Here is a 16,156-nt window from a genome sequence, read left to right on the forward strand (position 1 = left end):
CACGATACAAGCCCCACCCACGCCGTCAACGACCACCAGCGGCAGATCAGTGCGTTCGGTGGAGCAGGTGAACCTTGGCGTGGTGGCCGCCGCGGTCGAGCTTCGCGTCACAGGTGTACAGCGGTGCGTCCAGCGCCTCTGCCAGAGCGAGGTACGCGGCGTCGTAGCTCGTGTACTGGTGACGCAACTGCCAGATCCGATCAGCCAATGGTGAGACCTCGTAGCGATTGATGACGAACGCGAAGTGGTCGCGACGAACCTCCTCCGCAACAGCAGGATCGAGTTTGCCGCCCAGGAGCAAGCCCCGGAGTACGGACAACACCTCGACGTCGAGCAGGTGCGGTGCGTGCACGTCGCCGGTGAGAGCATCCAGCAACTCGTCGGCCACCTCGCTGCCGATCAGCGCCTCGACCATCGCGGAGGCGTCTAGCACGATCACCGGCGGCCCGCCTGCACGGCAGCGACGATGTCGTCGGAACTGGGCCCACTGGAGCGATCCCGCGCCCTGAGCCGAGCAACGATCTGCTCGTTCGTGGGCCGTGCGGCGATCTTGGCCAACTCTGCGGCGACGTAGGCCGACAACGACATACCTTCCGACGCCGCCCGCTCCTTCAAGGTAGCGGCGACATCGTCGGAGACGTCACGGATATACAGGGTCGTCATGACAACATGCTAGCACTCTGCAAGCACGCTCAGTCAACACGCGGGTCCCTCACAAGAGGATCGGTCGCAGCATCGAGGAGAGGACAAGGAACAAGATGGGCTCAAGATTGGTCATACGTGATGCTGCGCTCACCCCGACCACAACGCCAGAGGCAGCATCTTCGAACGGGCTGCGGCATGAGGGTGCGAGAGTCTGCATGGCAGACTGGTCGAGGTGACGAATGTTCGCCCCGCAGAAGACGCGGCGCCTGCTCAATGGCTGTTTCAGCCTGGTGCTGATTGGTGGGAGCTCGTTCGTTACGGGCCGCCGGGCTTTGACGTGTACGTGCGGATTGCGTTCCCGGAGAACGATGCCGGCGACGCCGTCCGCGAAGCTCTGGCCATCCTTGCCTCGTGCACATCCACGGCAGGCAAAGGCTACGCGGCGGTTTGGGAGGGGTGGGGCGGAAATCCGCCCGCACCTGCAGCACCACGCTTGAACATTCCCAACCGAGAGATGCTGCTCTTCACTGGTCCCATCGAAGTGTTAAGGGATGCACCAGCCCTAGCCTGGGACGAGCCAGGAATCCACGTCGCCCCTCATCTCGCATGGCCTGAGGACAAGGCCTGGTGTCTCGCATGCGAAGTCGACGAGGAGATCGAGTTCACCGTCGGATGCTCTCTCGTCGTGGCACACGTCCTTGCCAACGCCTTCCCGGAAAGGACCCGACAGGTGGAATACGGCGCCGAGCTTCCGTTGTACCGAGACCAGCTTGAGTAAGTCCGTCTGCGGCACCACCTTTTGGTCAGGTGCGGACGACTGAGAGCTGGCCGCCCATAGGGGTTGCCGTCCATTGAGAGGCGCGAGCCTGGCGGCGGTGAAGGCACCCTTGGGATTGTTGAGTTCAAGCACTTACCAGCACCTAGTAATTGCAGGAATCAACCGAATCGCCGGCCCGGTATCGGTAGTTCGCTCAACGGGAACGGTTTGCCGTGCCCTGGGTAGAGGGTCTCGACGCCGAGGCCGCTCAGCTTGCGGATGCTCTCGTGCGCTTGGGCCAAGTCGTCTATGTAGTAGTGGAGTGAAGGTCTCATCACGTTCACGAGCAGGTCCCCACAGAACAGGACCCCACCGCCCGCAAGGATACCGATTGATCCGCTCGAGTGACCCGAAAGATGCACAACCCGCGCATCGAGCCCATAGGCCGAGAGGTCCTGCTCATCCTCCAGGAGTACGTCCGGCTCGAAGGCTTCGAAGTCCACACCCGTCCTGGTGATTTTGTACAGCAGCCCAGAAGCCCATGTCAGGAACCGAAACGCGAGAGTGTGCCTGTCGGGCTTGTCCGTCCGGCCGGCGGTCATGTCTCCGCTCCGGACTATCTCGGCATCTTGGCGATGAATCGCAATGGGGGCATGGTGAGTACTGCGCAGATGTGCACAGTTGCCCGCATGATCGACATCGCCGTGGGTCAGGACGATGAGGCGCAGATTGTCAGGCCCGCAACCTGCTGCAGCAAGTTCGGCGTCGAGCTTGTCCCGCTGGTTCGGGAAGCTCGTGTCGATGAGAACGTAGCCGCCCTCAACATCAATGAGATAGCAGTTCACGCCGAAGTCGATCCTGCGGATTCTGCCGACCATGCTGTCCCCCCGGTCTCGGCGAGCCGCACCTTCCGGACCCGCGACACCCACGCTACGCCTCACAGGCCCGGAAGACCGAGACGAGACCGGACCCACAGCCGTCCTTGACTAACGGGGGCCGAATCCGGGCGAGCGTATCCGCCCTCAGCGCGGTAGTTGAGGGCGGTCGTGCCCGGCGACACCGAAGCCGAAGGCTACCCTCGCACACCGCGGCATGATCGCGAGATACCACACTGGTATCATGACGGCATGGCAATGACACTCCGGCTGGAACCTGAGGACGAGAAGGCCCTCGCGCTGCTCGCCGAGGCAGAGGGTGTGAGCAAGCAGGAAGCCACAGTGCGCGCTATCCGGGAAGCCGCCGCACGACGGCTCCGCGAGGATAAGGTGCGGCTCCTCTCCACTGCGGCTCGGACCCGCTACGCAGACCTGCTCGACCGGTTGGGCCAGTGATCGAGTACCTCACCCTCGAGGACATCTTGTCGTTGGTGGAGGACCTTGGAGTCGGCCCCGTTCGCGACATCGGACTGCTCGACTCCGCGGTCCACCGCCCGCGTGTGAGCGTCTTCGGCCGGGATGCGTACCCCGGCGTCGATGACAAGGCTGCCGTGCTCCTGGAATCGTTGGTCGGCAACCATGGCCTGGTCGATGGGAACAAGCGTCTCGGCTGGCTGTCGCTGGTGGTGTTCTACGGACTCAATGGCATCGATTTGGACGCGCCTGACGACGAGGCGTACGACCTGGTCATCGCGGTCGCCAGCGGGACCGCGACGTACCAAGAGGCATCGGCGCGCCTCGCGTCTTGGCACTGACCACCACCAGCACATCCGGATATTCCCGGGCACTTGACCTGCATGCTCGCAAGTTATCTTGGGACGATGGACGATCCAGTCTTCGCACCGTCCGCGGCGGGCATGGACTTGGTGAAGCTGAGATCCTCCACGCCGACCGCAACCCGGTCCGGATCTGGGATCTCGGCGACGGGTTCATCATGATCGTGGGTCCCAACCAGTCCGCGATCTTCTTGGAGGTCGGCTATGTCGATGGCGATCACGTCATCGTCCACGCAATGAAAACCCGCGAGAAATTCCTGGGGTGATGACCATGCCACGCACTGTTGACGAGATCCTGCAGCACGCCGACGAGCTGGCGGCGCGCTTCGAGTTCCACGAACCCAATCCCGACGACGCGCCCGACGCCGGTGCAGTTGCCCTGCTCCGAGCAGCGGTGGCGGAGAGATCCGAGGCCGAGCGCCACGTGATTGATGCCATCCGCACAGCCCGCGAAGCCGGCATGCCATGGTCGGCGATCGGCGCTTTCGTCGGCACCAGCGGAGAGGCCGCCCGCCAGCGCTACGCAAGCAAGGTCGCCTGACGCACCAGGCGCGGCATGAGCGAGCATTGATCGGTCAGCTCAGGGCAGGAGGTCCCAATACTGCTTCTGCCCAGGCATGGCATGAATGACCATCTCCTCACCACTCGCGAAGACCAGGACCACGGTCTCGAGTAGACGAGCTTGGGTGTCGAAGCCGAGTCGCAGTTCTCGTTGCGGCCAGCCGTCATCGTCAAGCGGCTCAATCCACAGGGACCAGTCGGCGGCCTGCACCGCATCCTCGGGCAGGACCCCGTGCTTGCCTGCGCTGCGGTGTACCTTCACGCGGCGTGCCAGCAAGCGCGCGCCGGATCGCTTCAGAGCGTGACACATTGTCACGCTCGGCCAGCGCATCCAATGCCGTGATTTCCTCGGCTGTCAGGCGTACCGCGATGACCTGCATCGGCTCGGCACCGCGCCCGGGACGGCCACGGCCGCGACGCTTCAACTCCGCAACGTCGTAGCCGGCTTCGGCCTCATTCGTCCATTGGGCAGGAAGTCCGTCACTTCCAGCCCTCGACCGTGAGCCGGCGTGTCTCTGTGATGGCGGGCTTCTACCGCACCTGTGTCATTGTCCAGGTGATCGCTGCTTCACCGGCGGACTACGTGCGGCGCCCGAACGTGCCGGCTGAGTCTCCGACTCTGGGTTTGTCTCATCTTCAGTTCGAAGCCTTGCTCAGCGCTTCCCGGCTGTCTGTCAACGTCAATGACTTCGCTCTGGTGGTGATGCTGGGGCTGCTCTTCACTCAGCACATCCAGCGCACGTACAACTCGACCTGGGCGCGGCTCGCCCCCAGAGGGTCGACACCCCGCTCGCGGCACCACACCAGGAAGCTACGCAGGTCCGACTCGGTATGGACGCGCGTCTGCCCACGGTAGCGGGCGAGGTAGGCGGCGACTGCCCTCACCAGAGGATCGGTCGCTGCATCGAGGAGGACAGGGAACAACATGGGCTCAAGACTGGTCATACATGATGCTGCGCTCACACCGACCACAACGCCAGAGGCAGCATCTTCGAACTGGCTGCGGCAGAGGCGGATGTTCGGGGGCCCGTCAGGCTACACGGGTTGCAAGGTCGTCGAGTTCTGCCCGGATCCTGGCAATCAGCGCCTTGGCGGACTCGTCTGGGCCCGCCAATTGTGACAGCAGGAGGTCGCGAGCCAGAGTGGAAACGGGAAGCCCGCGCTGCTCGGCCAGCCGCGTCAACGTCTCCAACTCCTCGACGTTCAGGCGAACCTGGAGCGTCTTGGCACGCTGATGGCCGCGGGTGACCTTGCTGCCGGGCTTGATCACGGCGTCGGGGTTGCGTTCAGCCGCCTCGGCCTCGGTCGCGATGAGATCACTAATCGACATTTGTCCGCTCCTCTCTGTAACGGCGCTGATCGGTGGTGTTCGATGGCCACGCGTTGACTCCCCAAATGACGTCCTCGTCGGGAAGGACAATGATCGTGACCAGTCTCCGGACGGAGGCTGCCCAGCCGATGACCCGAATGGTTCTGCCCGACACGGACGCGGGATCCGGATCGATGACCAGCCTGTTGGGATCGGCGAAAGCTTCGTCGGCAACAACTGGGGTCAGCCCATGCTTGGCGATGTAGTCGCCCCGATGGCGCCAGTCGATGCCTTCATCCACCATCCCAGCGTACTACACGCGCAATACGGCCACCAAGCCCGTCGTCACCCCGTCTCAGACAAGTCGTCACCCGTCTCAGACAAATCGTCCGCGCACCACGCGGCATGTCCGGATGTTCGGTGAGTGGCTACTCGTAGTGGGTCCACATCCTCAGGATGTGGACGACGTGGCGATCAGGGAGCACCTCATAGACAAGTCGGTGCTGGATGTTGATGCGCCGTGAGTAGCAGCCAGCGAGGTCGCCGACCAACTTCTCGTACTTGGGTGGCGTGGTGAACGGGTCCTGGGCCAGAACCTCTAGCAGGTGCTGCGCCTTCGTCTTCAGCCCTGAGGAGGCCAGCTTCTTGGCGTCCTTCTGGGCTTGGCCTGAGTACACCAGAGTCCAGGGACTCACCAGTCAAGCTCGGTCGAGCCCGCGTCGACGCCCTCCGCGCGGGCGCGCCGGATGGAATCGGCCAACCCCGGTACCGACTCAAGGAACAGCGTCTCCTGGATGGCGAGCCAGTCCTCCTCGCCGATAAGCACCGCGTTGCCACGCTGGCCGGTGATGGTCAGCGGCTCGGACTCCTCGTTGACCTGGTCGATCAACCGGTACAGGTTCGCGCGGGCAGACGTTGCGCTTACAGCAGTCATGGGCACCACCTCCACCAAGCAGCGTACGTTATGACGTACGTTCCTGCAAGTATGGACGGAAGAGTCAAGGTCACGCGGCAGGGGCAACGATGCGATTCGGTCTGGCTATACACCTGCCACACCGGATTCAACCGTCCCAGGAGCGGCATGATCAGACGTTTAGTAGAGCGTTGCTGCAACGGATCAGGGTTCGCGAGACTGAATCGCCGTTGTGGCGAGGTTCAGGCAGGGACCGGGTAGACGTGGCGGCACAGGCAGGTGTGTACTTCCGACATGAGTGATTTCGGGACCCGGATCCGGGAGAGTCGCCGCCGAGCGTCGCCAATCCCGGTTTCGGCGGTCCCGCTCGGTCCGGTCGACCGCGCCGCCCGACCGGGCCACCAACCTGCCGTCCCTACAGTACGGCGCTGGCTGGCGGCAGCCGTTGGCATCGTCGTGGTGGCCGGCATCGGACTGGCCGCCTCGGGCTGCAGCACGCCAGTCTCCGACGCGCCCGCGGCCCCGCCCGGCCGGACCACCGTGATGGTCGACCTTTACTCGGGACGGGAGAACCCGCAGCTCCCGCTCGACCCTGACGTTGCCGAGGAAATGTACCTGATGATCGGCGATAGTGCGGCTGCCGGGGAGGTGATCCCTGCCGACCCGCCGGACCCCGGGCCCGGCTTCCGCGGCTTCGTCGTCACCCCCGCCGACGCGGACCTCCCGGTGCTGCGGATCCTGCCGACGGCCGTCTATCTGGACGAGTCGGGCACCCCCGGGCGCGTCGACGACCCCGGCAGCGGCTTCTACAACCGGGTGTACGACGCCGTCCGCCCGCTGCTTGACGACGCGACCCGGACCGCCCTGCCAGATTCGAACCCGGCGATCCCCGATGTCACCGCGACGATCCCGCCCCAGGTGGGCGCAGCCGCGACCTGGACCCTCGCCGACTCCGAGCGCGTGACCGCCACGTCGACGACCGTCACTATCGAGGTCACTCGCGCAGAGTGCTCCAGCGGGGTGACCGGGGCGATCGCCCAGCCAGTTGTCTCACTCGGCATCGACGACATCATCATCCGAGTCGACGCCGAACCGCTCCCTGGCAACGAGCCCCAGAACTGCCAGGGCAACGACAGCGTCCAGATGACCGTTTCCCTTCACGAGCCCCTCGGCGATCGCGCCCTGGTCGACGCTGCCTGCCTCGAAGGCCCGGCAGTCCGCACCAGCTTCTGCGAAACCGGAGCCACCCGCTGGAGCCCATGACGTCGCCAAGCGACTGTGGCCCACGGTGGCCGCAGGTCTGCTTTCGCTGGTCGCTGTCACTGCGTGGTTTGCATCCTTGGCTGTGCAGCCCTCCGTCGGGCCGTGAGCGCACTCAGATCCTCAGGTCCGAGCCTCACCGCGTGGGAAGCGGTGTCGGCAGACATCGGGTCGTTTGGCTTCTGAGCCCGATCTGGTTTCGCGGCATGGATCCACTCGGACGGGCGGGGTGTTCCCAGCTCCAGGGTCCGAGAGGGCTGGCCCGCTGTCAGACTGGGCCCATGGAACGCGTAATGCCGCCCGCGGAAGAGCGGTTCGACCCGATCACCGGGCGGTGGATCAACGATCCACTTCCCGATCCCGCCCGGACCTGGGTTAACCCAGCCGGCGACGCTCCCGTGACCGTCGTCGGCGAGATCCCGCCTGAACTCTCCGAGCACGACAGGCCACCCACCCCCGGCTCCACCGCTGGAGAGGCGCGGGCCACGCGGACCCAGCGCCTGCGTTGGCTGATCATCGTCGTTTTGGTGGTCGCGGTCATCGCGCTCGGGATTGCGACACTTATCGCCACGGCGTAGACGCAGCATCAATCGCAGGCCCACGAGTTCGACGTCGAAGACCCGCCGACTCAAGCCCAGGATCACGATCGCGCGAGCCCGACCGCAGACTTCTCAAGGCGGAGCGCAGCTGGACATGCAAACGCGAGAAACGTACGCTCGGTCGGCGGCAATTGAGGGCGGTCGTGCTCGGGGACACCGAAGCCGAAGGCTACCCTCGCACACCGCGGCATGACCGGATGTATCTGACCGAAGCGGACAGTTCAACACCTGCTCGGGCGGGCCTCCCTCGGGGCGGCTCCCAGGCCACGGGAGCAAGGCGCAGTCCGAGTGGCCCACCGCGTGGAGCGCCACTCGGACCTCGCTGTCAGCGTTGCTGGAACCCTGCCCGGGTGTAGAGCGCGAGAGCCGCTGGGGAAGTGCCCTCGCCGACGCGCAGCGAGAGGGTGGCATCCTCGGCCCGCGCGCAGGCGTGCACCGCGTCGTCGAGCAGGGCTCGGCCGACGCCCATGCCTCGTACGTCGGGATGCACGAAAAGGTCGATGATGAAGGGCCCGTGCAACTGGGGGTCCCAAATCGACTTACCTACCACCAGGATCGCACCGACGGGTCGGTCCTCGAAGGTGGCGACCCGGGTGAGATCGTGGCGCAGTGCGCCGAACTCTCCAGTGAAGGTGTCGTCCATCTCCTGCCGGGCGTCGTTCAGGCTGGTGGCCGCGACACCTGGCGGGTATGCCGCGAGATAGGCGGTGGCGAGGGCGTCGCGATCAGAGGTCTGGATGCCTCGGAGCTCGACGGCGTCGAGGTTGGCGGGAGTGGTTGTGCGACGGGTAAGTGAGAGGGTCATCAGGTCAGAGGGCATGGTTGTTCCGTTCGTGTCGATGGGCGTTGGTGATCTGTCCTCAGGAGCGGAACATGAGCCCATAGTAGGCACGGGTGACGAGCTTCACGGAGAAATCAGCTGTCGAAGATCTGGGTGCCGCACGGAGCATTTTGCCCGCCGAACTTGGGAACACCACTCGCAGCGGCATGAGCGTGAGATACCACACCGGTATCATGATGGCATGGCTATGACACTCCGGCTGGAACCTGAGGACGAGAAGGCCCTCGCACTGCTCGCCGAAGCCGAAGGGGTGAGCAAGCAGGAAGCCACCGTGCGCGCCATCCGGGAAGCAGCCGCACGACGGCTCCGCGAGGACAAGGTACGACACCTCTCCACCGCGGCTAGGGCACGCTACGCCGACCTGCTCGACCGGTTGGGCCAGTGATCGAGCACCTCACCCTCGAGGACGTCTTGTCGTTGGTGGAGGACCTTGGGGTCGGGCCCATCGCCGACATCGGACTGCTCGACTCCGCGGTCCACCGCCCGCGCGTGAGCGTCTTCGGCAGGGATGCGTATCCCGGCCTCGACGACAAGGCAGCGGTGTTACTGGAATCGTTGGTCGGAAACCATGCCCTGGTCGACGGGAACAAGCGCCTGGGCTGGCTGTCGCTGGTGGTCTTCTTCGGACTCAATGGCATCGACTTGGACGCGCCTGACGACGAGGCGTACGACCTGGTGATCGCGGTCGCCAGCGGGACTGCGACGTACCAGGAAGTATCGGCGCGCCTCGCGTCTTGGCACTGACCACCAGCGGCATAGGAACGCGCGTGGCTGAATCACACATGCGGGCCCCCACCTCGCCGTCGCGTGCCACACCGAGGGTGCTCAACACCACTGTCGGCTCACCGTCGGGACCCACGCCACGAACCGCCACATGACGACCCGCCAGGTCAAAGACTCGACCATCGAGCGCTACCGGGGGCCAAGACATGCCGCCATGCTAAACGCCACGCGGCAAGCCCCCGAGCCCGGCCCGCACTCAGCGTGTTCCCCAGGCAGACCAGCCACCTCATGCGCGGCATGATCGTGCGTTACCGCTGTAGTACGCGGCTCCAGTCAGCTTGGTGTCGCTGGATGAACTGGGTCGTGTTGAGCCAGTGGTCGCCGTGGAAGTCGGGGTACATGCTCGCCCAGGGTTCGCGTCCGATCTCATGGGAGGTGCGCAGGAGTTCATACATGGCGACGGACCGGTCGACCATGAGTGCAGGCAGTTGCTCGCGGAGCGCCTGGTCAGCATCGTAGCCCTCGGCGAAGGCGGCGAGGCGGTCACAGCTGTCGCGGACATCAGCCCCGGGGAACAGGTGCCCGAACGCGATCGCGGCATAAGCCACGTCCCAGGGCCGGCTGCTGGGGGCCGCGCCGTCCCAGTCGATGAAGACGAGCCGGTCGCCGTCGATGACGAGGTTCCACGTGGCCAGGTCGTTGTGGCAGATCAGATCGGCGTGCCGTGCGGGCAGCAGGCCCTCAGGCCAGTCGGCAGGGACGGGCAGTCGTGCGCTGACGTCGTGGATGCTGCGGATCAGCGAGCCCACACGTCGCACGACGTCGAGCGGCAAGGGGGCAAGGTCGATGGCCATCGTTCCTGGCACGAAGTCGAGTACGAGGCGCCCCTGCTCATCGCGGCCGTGCGTTCCAGGGACGTCGATCCCTCCCTCGCGCAGGGACTTCATGAACGCCACGACGCGCGGTGTCGTCGCCAGCCAGGGCTTGCGCACCGTGTCGCCGACACGGACCACATCACCCGACGTGTTTCCTCCGTCGAGCGCCTCTGTTTCCTCCATGCCCAGACCATGCCCGCTGGGTTGCAGTCGTGGCAAGAATGCGTCGCGCCTGGGCCACTCGCGATGCCACGCACCGAGTGCGGCAGTTGAGTGCGTCACTGGCCGTAGGAGAAGCGGAGGTCAGCGAACAGCAGGTGGTTGAGTCGTCTCCGCATGTGTCCGAGCTTGCTGGCGTCGGGTTCCTCGTCGGGCGTCGACAGGATGAACCGCAGCAGCGTGCCACCGTCCTTGGGGCTGAGCTCGAGGTCCACGAGGTCGTTGGGCCGCGAGGGCCACAGGGAGCTCCACTGGACACGGTGCGGCTCGTGACTGCTGAGGATGACGGGTGGCACCTCGTCGTCCAGGAGCACCAACCAGGGACGCGCCCCGGGAAGGCCTGGGTGTGTCAGGGAGGTGAACACGACGTGCGGCGGCGCCGGCAATTGTCGGGTCCTATCTCCCAGGATCTGCATGGGGCAAGGCTAGACAAGGGTCCGTGAGCGTCGCGCGAAAGCTCGCTTCTCGGCATGAGCGGAAGTAGCCCGGCGCATTCGGGCAGCACGCTGGAACGAGAGCCGGTCATTCACCTTGAGTCGAGTGTGGCGGCTCCGAGAGTGCCGCCACGATCGCATCGCGGACATCGCGCGTTCGTCGCGGCTCCCGGTTCCCGACCACGCCCACCGTCACACCCCGCACCTCCGCCGTCGCCGGGGTCCACGCCGAACCGCCGCGGGCGTCGTCGGCCCGCACGCAGAACGTGTGCCTCAGCTCCGCGCCCTCCGCGACCTTCGCATTCACCTCCGGCGAGTCGGTGGCCGCCATCACGTACCAGGTGCCGTCGAGGTCGGCGTCGTCGAACTCCCGCGCCAGCCAGGTCAGCCGACCGGCGTCGGCAAGGGCCTCCACGGCCCGCGTGACCGACGGCGCCACCACCCGCACCCGGGCACCTGACTCCACCAGCCGCGACACCCGCCGGCTGGCCACCTTGCCGCCCCCGACGACGAGCACGTCACGCCCACCCAGCATCAGCCCGGCCAGGTAGGCCGGCGACCCGCCCTCCGACACCGGCAGCGTCTCCCGGTACCGCTCGGCCACCACGTCGGCCAGCGCCGCGCACGCCCCGATCACGTTGGCCACCCGCACCTCCGCGTCCGGGTGCGCCCCCTGCCACTCCGCGGCCTGCTCTCGGGTCCAGCCCTTGAGCCGGCCCGCGAACAACCAGTGCCCCATGACGACGATGCGCCGCGCGCCGTGCGCGTAGGCCCGGTCCAGCGCCTCCGGCAGCGACGGCCGGGTCACCTGGATGAACGCCGACTCGACGTCGGCCCACCCGCCCCGCTCGTAGAGCAGCCGCGCCACCCGGAGGTGGTCGGCGTTCGCCTCGGGCACGAGGGCGCCTCGGCCCACGAACACCACCGTCGTCTCGCCGGGGACCCACTCTTCCGCGGCCTCCGTCAGCCGCGCCTCGACGGCCTCGATCAGCCTCGGCTCCGGGCCCAAGTGCCGCGCGTATTCCACGCGGCTGCCCGGCACCCGCGCCGTCGCTTCGGCGATGAACTGCGGGATGTCGGAGCGGACGTGGCCGCCGGTGCCGAGCATGAGGGGCACGACGACGGCGCGGCGCCCGCCATGGGCCAATGCGTCGACCAGGGCGTCGGTGATGGTGGGCTCCGCGAGCTCGACGTAGCCGACCGTGACCGGGACGCCGGGCAGCCGCTCCGAGACCAGCCCGGCCAGTTCCTCGCACTGCGCGACACCCTCGCCCACGCGGGTGCCGTGGGCGGCGATGATCAGCGGCACGCTCATGCGTCCACCTCCTCCGCCGTGTCCGGCATCCACTGATAGTCGCGCGGCGTGACGATCAGCCGCCGCCCGCCGCCCGAGGTGACAAACCTCGTCGTCGACGATCCCACCACCACCAGCGAGTTCATGTCCACCCACTCGGGCTGGAACTCCGCCAGCGTGCTCATGATCACCTTCTGCCGCGGCCGGCACGCCTGCTGCACCACCGCGACGGGGGTCTCCGGCGAGCGGTGCGCGCCGAGGATCTCCAGCGCGCGGGGCAGGTGGGCCGTGCGGGTGCGGGATCGGGGATTGTAGAGCGCGACCACGAAATCGCCGACGGCCGCGCCCTGCAGCCGTCGCTCGATGTTGGGCCACGGGGTGTGGAGGTCGGACAGCGAGATGGTGGCGTGGTCGTGGCCCAGCGGTGCGCCGAGGATCGCCGAGACAGCGAGGCTGGCGGTCACGCCCGGCACGATGTCGACGTCGATCCCGTCGGTGCCCTGCTCCAGGACGGGGCTGGCCATGGCGTAGACGGCGGGGTCGCCGCCGCAGACCAGTGCCACGTTCTCGCCGTTGCGCGCGGCCTCGATCGCGGCGGAGGTGCGGGCCTCCTCCGTGCCCATCTTGGAGGCCATGACGCGGACGCCGGGGCGGATGAGGTCGCGGATCTGCTTGACGTAGGGACCGTAGCCGACCACGAACGTCGCCTGCTGGAGGCGCTCCTTGGCTCGCGGGGTGAGGAGGTCGCGGACGCCGGGGCCGAGACCCACCACACTCAGCCGCCCGCGGGCTGGGAGGCGGCCGACGGCGCACGTCGCGTCGGTGCTGCGCTGCTTGGGCACGATCAGCTCGGCGCCGTGCGCGAGGACGGACGCCTCGGCCACCGACGGCGTGCCGACGTGCCCCTCCACCATTGCGCTGGGCGTCGGCACCGGTTGGGCGGCGAGCTCGTCGGCCGGGTAGTCGACAAGCTTCACGCCGAGCTGCTTGACGAGTTGGAGCAGGCCGATCTCGCCGGCCTTGAGGTCGACGGTGGTGATCGCGGCGACGGAGTCGAGGGCGAGGCCGTGGTCGGAGAGGGTGCGCTCGAGGAGGTCGCGGAGGTGGGCGACGTCGGTGCCGCGGTTGCAGCCCATCCCGACGACGAGACTCTTCGGGTGCAGGACGACCGTGCCGCTGAGTGGTTGCGCTTCATAGGCTTCGAGGCCGCTCCGCGGCACCTCAGCCAGCGGATCCGGCGCGAGCTCATCGGTCACGACGATCCGCACGACGGCGTCGTCGGCGTCCGGCGACACGTTGGCGGGCAGCGGCGGCAGCGGCCACGGCTGGGACTTCTCCAGCCGCACGGGGCGACCATCGAGGATGGCCCTGGTCACGCCCGCGACGTCGCCGTGATACGCCCACCCGAGCGTGTCGAGGGCGGGGATGTTGAGCGCGTCGGTGGCGGTGGTGAGCACCGGCGTGCCCCCCGTCGCGTCGGCGATGCGCTCGGCCAGCTCGTTGGCGCCGCCTGCGTGTCCGCCCACAAGCGGGACGGCGAACCGGCCCGCCTCGTCGACCACCACCACGCCCGGGTCGGCCTTCTTGTCCGCGAGCAGCGGGGCCAGGATTCGGGCGGTGGCGCCGAGCGCGAGGTGGGAGACGACGAGGTCGCACTCCCGCCACGCCCGCACCAGTCCCTCTGCGGCCGGGCCGTCGTAGCGGCGGGTGGCGGCGCCGAGGGCTGCGTCGATCGCGTCGGCGTGCCGGCGCGAGGCGTCCGAGTTGGTCACCTGCCCGATGACTGGGCCGTGGGCGTCGCGCGCCGCAGGGGCGGAGTCGTCGAGGATCAGCACGACGTTCGGCTCCGCCACCTCGGCGACGGCGGCCTCCTCGGCGCTCAGCTCGCGCACCCGCTGATCCGGCTCCCCGAGGCGCTCCGCGACCACGTAACGCCGCGACCATCCCTCGAGCGCCGCGGCCAGCTCGCGGACCCCGGCGCCGGGCCCGGTCAGCACCGCGACCTTGGGGTGCCGCCGCGCCGCTGCCACGGCGTCGTCGATGGGGCGGCCGTGGGCGGAGACCACGACGGCGTCGTCCCAGGGCAGCGCGACGGCGGCGAACGCGGCCGCCACCGAGCTGACCGCCGGCGTGACCGCGAGCTCCAGCCCCTCCTCGCGGAGGCGGCGGACGATGCCGTGGAATCCGGGGTCGCCGCTGGCCAGCACCAGCGCGTCGTCGCCGTCGGGCAGGGCCTTCAGCCGTTCGACGGCGGGGCTGAGCGCGCCGAGGACGACGCGCCGCTCGTCGGGCACGCCGAGGGCGTCGAGGTGGCGGCGCCCGCCGACGACGAGCGCCACCCGTCCGGCGAGGCTGCGGGTGGCCGGCGAGATCTCGCCGAGGTAGCCGTGGACGTGGATCATCGGTCCTCCTCCAGGACGCCGCGGGTGCCGTGGGCGCGCAGGTCCGCCTGCGCCTCGGGTTCGGCCGCGCGGTACTCGTGCCGGAAGCCGGGGTGGTAGAGGTGGCTGCGGGTGGCGAGGGTGCCCTCGGCGAGCGCCGGCCCGACGAGGACGACGGTGTGCTTCCACAGTTTGTGCTCGCGCATGGTCTGGGACAGGTCTTTCAGCTCGCAGCGCAGCATCAGCTCGTCGGGCCAGGACACCTGGTAGCCGACGATGCAGGGCGTCTCGGGTGGGTAGCCGCCGGCGAGCAGTTCCTCCTGGAGTGCCTTGTTGCGGGCGGCGGACAGGTAGAGCGCCATGGTGGTGCCGTGGGCGGCGAACCCGCGGACGGTCTCGCGCGGGGGCATGGGGGTGCGGCCGCCCTCGAGGCGGGTGAGGACGAGGCTCTGCGACACCTCCGGAACCGTGATCTCCACCTCCATCCGCGCCGCGGCGGCGGAGTAGGCGGAGACGCCCGGGACGGACTCGAAGTCCAGGCCGAGGCTGCGGATGAGGTCGCGCTGCTCTGCGGTGGCGCCGTAGATGGCGGGGTCGCCGGTGTGGACGCGGGCCACCAGCAGGCCCTCGTCGCGGGCCCGGCGGTAGAGGGGCTCGATGTCCTCCAGCGACGCCGACGCCGAGTCGACGAGCTGGGCGCCCGGCTTGGCGCCCGCGACGATGCCGGGGTGGACCAGGCTGGAGGCCCAGATGATGATGTCGGCCTCGGCGATGACGCGGGCGCCGCGGACGGTGATGAGGTCCGCCGCGCCGGGGCCCGCGCCGACGAAGACAACCTTGCCGGTCACAACCGGCCCCCCGTCGTCGCACGGCTCGGGGCCGCGAGGACGGTGGAGAAGTACGGGGCGGACTCGCCGTCGGCCAGGTCCGAGAGCCGGACCAGGCGCTGGTTCGGGAGGGAGACGTCCACGCCCATGACCGCGTCGCGACCCTCGCCGCGCAGCAGCTCCGCGACCTCCGGAAGCCGCCGTCCGCCCTTGTACGCGACGGTGGAGTCCGCCACGGCGAGCACCTCGCGCAGGCGCTCCAGTCCGGCCGTGACCGGCACCAGCGCGAGCACTTCCTGCCCCTCGACCAGGGGCGTACGGCTGGCCGCGGCCAGCGCCTGCATCGCGGTGATGCCTGGGATCACCTCCACCTCCACGTCGGGCAGCTGCTCGACGACGTGCGCGGCGAGGTAGGAGAACGTGGAATACACGCTGGGGTCGCCGACGGTGGCGAACGCGACGGTCGCGGCGCCGTCGGCGAACGCGTCGACGGCGGCCTGGGCCGAGGTCAGCCACGCCTGCTTGCGTCGCGGCGAGACCCCTGACTTGTCGGCCATGGAGAAGGGAACGCGGACGATCCGGGTCGCGGCGTCGGGGCAGGCCTCCTCGACGATCCGCTCCGCCCGGCCCGGCCCGTCGCCGGACTCCTCAGTCGCGGGGACGAGGATCGCGTCGGCGGCTAACAGGGCGCGCACGGCCTTGACGGTGATCAGCTCAGGATCCCCAGGGCCGACGCCGACACCGATCAGTCGTCGTCCTGGAACAGGGGGAAGGGTGGGTACGGTCATCTGCCGTGGCCTCCTGGGG

General features: G+C 68.0%; 25 protein-coding genes. 9 read left to right on the forward strand and 16 right to left on the reverse strand.

Going from position 1 to position 16,156, the window contains the following annotated elements:
• Positions 1-46: 46 nt before the first annotated feature.
• Entirely contained in the window at positions 47-439 is a 393-nt protein-coding gene (locus H5398_RS01430; protein WP_182781606.1) for a type II toxin-antitoxin system VapC family toxin, read from the reverse strand.
• Positions 436-663, reverse strand: coding sequence for an antitoxin (locus tag H5398_RS01435; RefSeq protein WP_182781605.1), 228 nt, complete (start codon positions 661-663; stop codon positions 436-438). Before H5398_RS01435 ends, H5398_RS01430 begins: the two co-directional genes overlap by 4 nt.
• 214 nt (positions 664-877) lie before the next feature.
• Here H5398_RS01435 and H5398_RS01440 point away from each other — a divergent pair, with 214 nt between their 5' ends.
• Positions 878-1,423, forward strand: coding sequence for a hypothetical protein (locus tag H5398_RS01440; protein ID WP_182798720.1), 546 nt, complete (start codon positions 878-880; stop codon positions 1,421-1,423).
• Between the two features lie 158 nt (positions 1,424-1,581).
• Here the strand turns inward: H5398_RS01440 and H5398_RS01445 are convergent, their stop codons facing one another.
• Positions 1,582-2,280 (reverse strand): MBL fold metallo-hydrolase, encoded by a 699-nt coding sequence (locus H5398_RS01445; protein WP_182798721.1) that lies wholly within the window; start codon positions 2,278-2,280, stop codon positions 1,582-1,584.
• 249 nt (positions 2,281-2,529) lie between these two features.
• Here H5398_RS01445 and H5398_RS01450 point away from each other — a divergent pair, with 249 nt between their 5' ends.
• Genes H5398_RS01450 through H5398_RS01465 form a run of 4 tightly spaced genes read left to right on the forward strand, consistent with a single transcriptional unit; the run spans position 2,530 to position 3,654 of the window.
• A complete protein-coding gene (locus H5398_RS01450; RefSeq protein ID WP_182781602.1) occupies positions 2,530-2,733 on the forward strand; it encodes a CopG family transcriptional regulator in 204 nt (67 codons plus the stop codon).
• Positions 2,730-3,092 (forward strand): type II toxin-antitoxin system death-on-curing family toxin, encoded by a 363-nt coding sequence (locus H5398_RS01455; protein ID WP_182781601.1) that lies wholly within the window; start codon positions 2,730-2,732, stop codon positions 3,090-3,092. Before H5398_RS01450 ends, H5398_RS01455 begins: the two co-directional genes overlap by 4 nt.
• A complete protein-coding gene (locus H5398_RS01460; RefSeq protein ID WP_220489046.1) occupies positions 3,083-3,379 on the forward strand; it encodes a hypothetical protein in 297 nt (98 codons plus the stop codon). The genes H5398_RS01455 and H5398_RS01460 overlap by 10 nt, the downstream gene beginning before the upstream one ends.
• 5 nt (positions 3,380-3,384) lie before the next feature.
• Complete coding sequence (locus tag H5398_RS01465; protein WP_255443444.1) at positions 3,385-3,654, forward strand: hypothetical protein; 270 nt, start codon at positions 3,385-3,387, stop codon at positions 3,652-3,654.
• A gap of 199 nt (positions 3,655-3,853) precedes the next feature.
• Here H5398_RS01465 and H5398_RS17635 read toward each other — a convergent pair whose 3' ends face one another.
• The 6 genes from H5398_RS17635 to H5398_RS01500 form a co-directional block, all read right to left on the reverse strand.
• Positions 3,854-4,054, reverse strand: a complete 201-nt coding sequence (locus H5398_RS17635) for a ribbon-helix-helix protein, CopG family (protein ID WP_370586020.1) — start codon at positions 4,052-4,054, stop codon at positions 3,854-3,856.
• A 343-nt stretch (positions 4,055-4,397) separates the two neighbouring features.
• Positions 4,398-4,601: a hypothetical protein gene (locus H5398_RS01480; protein ID WP_182798724.1), complete on the reverse strand. Its 204-nt coding sequence runs from the start codon at positions 4,599-4,601 to the stop codon at positions 4,398-4,400.
• A gap of 103 nt (positions 4,602-4,704) precedes the next feature.
• Positions 4,705-5,004, reverse strand: a complete 300-nt coding sequence (locus H5398_RS01485) for a ribbon-helix-helix domain-containing protein (protein ID WP_182781596.1) — start codon at positions 5,002-5,004, stop codon at positions 4,705-4,707.
• Positions 4,994-5,284 (reverse strand): hypothetical protein, encoded by a 291-nt coding sequence (locus H5398_RS01490; protein ID WP_220489047.1) that lies wholly within the window; start codon positions 5,282-5,284, stop codon positions 4,994-4,996. The genes H5398_RS01485 and H5398_RS01490 overlap by 11 nt, the downstream gene beginning before the upstream one ends.
• Positions 5,285-5,411: 127 nt before the next feature.
• Entirely contained in the window at positions 5,412-5,678 is a 267-nt protein-coding gene (locus H5398_RS01495) for a Txe/YoeB family addiction module toxin (RefSeq protein WP_182798725.1), read from the reverse strand.
• Positions 5,675-5,917, reverse strand: a complete 243-nt coding sequence (locus tag H5398_RS01500) for a type II toxin-antitoxin system Phd/YefM family antitoxin (protein ID WP_068751161.1) — start codon at positions 5,915-5,917, stop codon at positions 5,675-5,677. Before H5398_RS01500 ends, H5398_RS01495 begins: the two co-directional genes overlap by 4 nt.
• 438 nt (positions 5,918-6,355) lie before the next feature.
• On the opposite strand from H5398_RS01500, the gene H5398_RS01505 reads away from it, so the two are divergent.
• Together H5398_RS01505 and H5398_RS01510 are read left to right on the forward strand one after the other, a co-directional pair.
• On the forward strand, positions 6,356-7,159 hold the full coding sequence (locus tag H5398_RS01505; RefSeq protein WP_182798726.1) for a hypothetical protein: 804 nt from the start codon (positions 6,356-6,358) through the stop codon (positions 7,157-7,159).
• A 278-nt stretch (positions 7,160-7,437) separates the two neighbouring features.
• Positions 7,438-7,734, forward strand: a complete 297-nt coding sequence (locus tag H5398_RS01510; RefSeq protein WP_182798727.1) for a hypothetical protein — start codon at positions 7,438-7,440, stop codon at positions 7,732-7,734.
• 346 nt (positions 7,735-8,080) lie between these two features.
• Here the strand turns inward: H5398_RS01510 and H5398_RS01515 are convergent, their stop codons facing one another.
• Positions 8,081-8,560, reverse strand: a complete 480-nt coding sequence (locus tag H5398_RS01515; RefSeq protein ID WP_255443446.1) for a GNAT family N-acetyltransferase — start codon at positions 8,558-8,560, stop codon at positions 8,081-8,083.
• 217 nt (positions 8,561-8,777) lie between these two features.
• On the opposite strand from H5398_RS01515, the gene H5398_RS01520 reads away from it, so the two are divergent.
• Together H5398_RS01520 and H5398_RS01525 are read left to right on the forward strand one after the other, a co-directional pair.
• Positions 8,778-8,981, forward strand: a complete 204-nt coding sequence (locus H5398_RS01520) for a CopG family transcriptional regulator (RefSeq protein WP_182798729.1) — start codon at positions 8,778-8,780, stop codon at positions 8,979-8,981.
• On the forward strand, positions 8,978-9,340 hold the full coding sequence (locus H5398_RS01525) for a type II toxin-antitoxin system death-on-curing family toxin (RefSeq protein WP_182798730.1): 363 nt from the start codon (positions 8,978-8,980) through the stop codon (positions 9,338-9,340). Before H5398_RS01520 ends, H5398_RS01525 begins: the two co-directional genes overlap by 4 nt.
• Positions 9,341-9,627: 287 nt before the next feature.
• Here the strand turns inward: H5398_RS01525 and H5398_RS01530 are convergent, their stop codons facing one another.
• The 6 genes from H5398_RS01530 to cobI form a co-directional block, all read right to left on the reverse strand.
• Positions 9,628-10,377 carry a phosphotransferase gene (locus tag H5398_RS01530; protein ID WP_182798731.1) on the reverse strand — a complete coding sequence of 250 codons (750 nt, stop codon included), beginning with the start codon at positions 10,375-10,377 and terminating at the stop codon, positions 9,628-9,630.
• A 95-nt stretch (positions 10,378-10,472) separates the two neighbouring features.
• Positions 10,473-10,829, reverse strand: coding sequence for a hypothetical protein (locus tag H5398_RS01535; RefSeq protein WP_182781591.1), 357 nt, complete (start codon positions 10,827-10,829; stop codon positions 10,473-10,475).
• Between the two features lie 106 nt (positions 10,830-10,935).
• Positions 10,936-12,162: a CbiX/SirB N-terminal domain-containing protein gene (locus H5398_RS01540; RefSeq protein ID WP_182798732.1), complete on the reverse strand. Its 1,227-nt coding sequence runs from the start codon at positions 12,160-12,162 to the stop codon at positions 10,936-10,938.
• Positions 12,159-14,543 carry a precorrin-3B C(17)-methyltransferase gene (gene cobJ, locus H5398_RS01545; protein ID WP_182798733.1) on the reverse strand — a complete coding sequence of 795 codons (2,385 nt, stop codon included), beginning with the start codon at positions 14,541-14,543 and terminating at the stop codon, positions 12,159-12,161. The genes H5398_RS01540 and cobJ overlap by 4 nt, the downstream gene beginning before the upstream one ends.
• A complete protein-coding gene (cobM, locus tag H5398_RS01550) occupies positions 14,540-15,370 on the reverse strand; it encodes a precorrin-4 C(11)-methyltransferase (RefSeq protein WP_182798734.1) in 831 nt (276 codons plus the stop codon). Before cobM ends, cobJ begins: the two co-directional genes overlap by 4 nt.
• Positions 15,367-16,137 carry a precorrin-2 C(20)-methyltransferase gene (gene cobI, locus H5398_RS01555; RefSeq protein WP_182798735.1) on the reverse strand — a complete coding sequence of 257 codons (771 nt, stop codon included), beginning with the start codon at positions 16,135-16,137 and terminating at the stop codon, positions 15,367-15,369. The genes cobM and cobI overlap by 4 nt, the downstream gene beginning before the upstream one ends.
• Positions 16,138-16,156: the final 19 nt, after the last annotated feature.

This window comes from Tessaracoccus sp. MC1679, assembly GCF_014164775.1.
Classification (GTDB): domain Bacteria; phylum Actinomycetota; class Actinomycetes; order Propionibacteriales; family Propionibacteriaceae; genus Arachnia.